Genomic DNA, 3225 nt, shown 5'->3' with positions numbered 1-3225 from the left:
TCCGCAGGCCGCCGACTACGCGCGCAAGCTCTTCGCGGCCTCGGCCAAGTACGCGGGCATCTCCTGGACCGAGCATGGGGCCGAGCCGCGCTGGCTCGACATGGACACCAGCACCTGCGCCGCCGCCATCAACCCCAGCCACTTCTCCGGTCACGGCGCCGACGAGTTCGACAGGTTCCTGTCCGGGGCGGCCTCGCGCGGCGAGCCCGCGCTCATCATCGCGACGATGGGCACGGCGGACGATGACAATGACCGCGTGCGGTCGGTCTTCGGCCGGCCCGGCGGCCGCGTGGACTTCCGTCACTTCACCGGCGCGATCGTCGGCAAGCGGCTACTCGCGGGGGCGGAGGTCGCCCTGGCTCCCGATCTGGACGCGGCCGACCGCGACCTCGGACTGAGACTGCGCAACCGCCCGGCCGATGCCCCCTGGTGGGCGATGACCTTGTCGGCGACCGCCTTGGAGGGGGAGCGCGGAACGACGATGCGCAAGCCCGAAGGCGAGCTGGTGCCGATCCTCGTCGACAGCCTGGGCGAGCCCGTCGTCGCACGCTGGACATCGGGTGACGGCCAGCAGATCTGGTACGTGATGCCGGACGGGGTCGACTGGAACCAGGTGGTCGACTGGCTCGTCCAGCGTGCCCTTCCCGAGCACGTGCCGGCCGCGCTGCGCCGCGTCCGCTCACGCCACCACGATCCCGCCCTGGAGACGCCTGCGGAGACGCAGGCACGCGGCGCCCTTGAGGAGTTGGAGAGCCGCTACCTGGAGGAAAGGGCCCGCCTTGAGGGGGATCTGGAGCGGGCGCGGGACGAGGCCGAACCCGTGCGGTCCGGCCTGCTGTACGGCACAGGTCCCGAGCTGGAAGACGCCGTGGCCGTGGTGCTGCGCGCCGCCGGATTCGCCGTCACCGATCTGGACGAGGAATTGGGTGGCCCCCTGTCGGCGGACCTCCTCGCCGCGCTGAACGGGTCCACCTGCCTGGTGGAAGTGAAGTCCGCTTCCGGCGCAGCGGGAGAGAAACTGGCCTCTCAACTTCGACGCCATCTGGAGAAGTGGCCGCAGCTGCGCCCCGGCCAGCGAGTCACCTGCGCTGCCCTGATCGTCAACCATCAGCACCGGCTGGACCCCGCCGAGCGCCCAGCCGAGGTGTATCAGCAGCGGGTCGTCGACACGCTCCCCTTTCCCGTGCTCGCCACCGGCGACTTGTTCAGGTGGTGGTGTGCGCAGGACTGGCCGGCCGTGCAGGCCGCGGTGCTCGGTCAGGACCGTCCAGGAGGAGAACAGGGTGGACCGACCGCAGGCGGGAGCGGGAACCCGGTCGCAGGCCGAAGGCGGTGGCGTCCCTGGGGCGGAGGCGGCACCGCGTAGCAGCCGCGGGCGCCGCCTCACCGGCGCGCACAAGCCCTGCGCCGAGCAGGAGTCGCGATCGATCGTTTGCCACCGAAGGTTGTTGCGGTGGCAGTTAGTGCCGTCGGAGTCTGCCCGATCGGTAAAGGTGGGCCGCCGCGCGCGGTGGGCTGGAAGGATGGCGTCCGACCGGGCCGAGGCGGAGACGCTCCTGGCGATGACCGCCGCACTGCTGTGGAACGTGCCCGGCACCCGCGCGTGACGAGGCGGCCCGCCGCTCGACCTGCGACCGAAACGAGGACCGCATGACAACCGAGCACAACGGCATTGCAGGCCCCTACACCGAGTACGACGGACTGCCCGCCCTGCACGCGGTGGATACCGCTCTGCCGCTAATCCATCCGTACGCCTCGGTGGCGCCCGGCCGCTACGTCACGCCCGGCGGCGGTCGGATCACCATCGGTCCGCCCGAGAAGCCCGCCCACATCCGGATCACGCTGGATCACCTGGGCTGTCCAGCCCAGCTCACCGAGGAGAAGAACGTCGCCTTCAAGCGGCTCGCCCTGGCTGCCGAGGGGCACTGCGTGCAAGCCGGATGTCGACACCGCGCCGCGTACGCGGACGGGGTGCTGCGCATCTTCGAAGTGCGCACCGGGAGCATCACGCTCGCCGCATTCGTGCGCGCCGTGCTCGCGGTCGAGCTGGGGGACTTTTGGGGGACTTCGCTCCCACGGACCGGCTCTTGCAGGAGACCGAAGCGCTGACCGGGCCTGTCCGCCGGCAGGGGGAGGGCCCGTGAAAGCGGGTGGGTGCGGCGCCACGGGGGGAGCGCCGCACCTGCGACCAGCGTAGCGATTCACCGTTCCGCCCGGGCCCGAATGTGCGACCGGGCGGTAGTCCCGCCCCCATAACTACGGCTGATCAAGATCGACGTAGAGGGAGGGGAGGCCGCCGCCGTGTTCGGGCTCACCCCGATCCTGGCCAGGATGCGGGACGACGTCGAGCTGGCCATCGAGGTGACCCCCAAGACCCTGGTCAAGCAGGGCCACACCGTCGACGACGTCATCGGCCCGCTCAACGCCCACGGGTTCCACGCCTACCGGCTGGTCAACGACTACGGCGCGGGGAGCTACCCGGCCGCCCTGCGGCGGCCCGTGCCGCCGATGCGGTGGCGCGGGCCCGTCACGGAGATGAGCGATCTCGTCTTCTCCCGTCTGGACGTCGAGACCCTGCGGTAGGCGGGCCTGCTTCGTTCACCCGGTGGCGGCCGCCCGTAGGTAGAGGCGAGCGAAGCGGACGGCCGGGTCGATCAGCGGTGCCGCCACCTCGGTGCCGCCGAGTTCTTGGGCCCGGTCCTCGAACGACGCCGTCGTCTCCAGCCACGCGGCGAGAGCCACGACTCCCTGAGGATCGAGCGCGGCCATGTGGGAGGCCACCGCGAAGGCCCGCGCGTACGTGTACCGCCCGGGGCTGTCCGGATAGGCGAAGCTGGCCAGAGTGCTGCCACTCACGGTGCCGTCCGCTTCGAGGTCCTGCGGGGTGAAGGCGGCCACGACCAGCGCGCCCGTCTCGTCCTGGTCGACCATCCACCGCTCGTCAGGGGACTCGGCGGCCTCCGAGGCGCGGCGCCGCAGGAGCGCGGCCGCTTCCCGCAGCAATTCCTGTGCCATCACGGGGCCCCTCCGTCGCGTCGTGACGCACGGATACTCGCTTCCAGCGCCGCCATCAGATCCTGGGGAGGCTCGCGCGGCCCGGCCGGCGCCTCCAGCTCCCTGCCCGCGGTCACCGCGGCGACGAGCCGGTTCAGGGCCTCGCTGTACTCGTCGCGCACGGCAGAGGGGTCGATGCCCAGGAGCTGGGTCAGCAGCAGCTCGGCAAGC

General features: G+C 71.5%; 4 protein-coding genes and 1 pseudogene. 3 read left to right on the top strand and 2 right to left on the bottom strand.

Features of this window, described 5'->3' with window-relative positions:
• From SZN_RS36380 to SZN_RS36370, 3 genes are all read left to right on the top strand, one after another.
• Positions 1–1366 (top strand): hypothetical protein (locus SZN_RS36380; RefSeq protein WP_007505609.1); only part of this gene is annotated, 1366 nt, incomplete at its 5' end.
• Positions 1367–1650: 284 nt separating this feature from the next.
• Positions 1651–2109: a DUF6420 family protein gene (locus SZN_RS36375; protein ID WP_007505607.1), complete on the top strand. Its 459-nt coding sequence runs from the start codon at positions 1651–1653 to the stop codon at positions 2107–2109.
• A gap of 192 nt (positions 2110–2301) precedes the next feature.
• Positions 2302–2583 (top strand): hypothetical protein, encoded by a 282-nt coding sequence (locus tag SZN_RS36370; protein WP_007505606.1) that lies wholly within the window; start codon positions 2302–2304, stop codon positions 2581–2583.
• Positions 2584–2598: 15 nt separating this feature from the next.
• On the opposite strand, the gene SZN_RS39950 is transcribed toward SZN_RS36370, so the two are convergent.
• A complete protein-coding gene (locus SZN_RS39950) occupies positions 2599–3015 on the bottom strand; it encodes a hypothetical protein (RefSeq protein ID WP_007505604.1) in 417 nt (138 codons plus the stop codon).
• Positions 3015–3225 (bottom strand): annotated as a pseudogene (locus SZN_RS41780) (hypothetical protein); the annotation flags it as partial. The pseudogene SZN_RS41780 and the gene SZN_RS39950, both read right to left, overlap by 1 nt.

This window comes from Streptomyces zinciresistens K42 (assembly GCF_000225525.1).
Lineage (GTDB): Bacteria > Actinomycetota > Actinomycetes > Streptomycetales > Streptomycetaceae > Streptomyces > Streptomyces zinciresistens.
The sequence above is the reverse complement of the archived record's forward strand: the minus strand, read 5'-3'. Positions and strand labels throughout refer to the sequence as shown.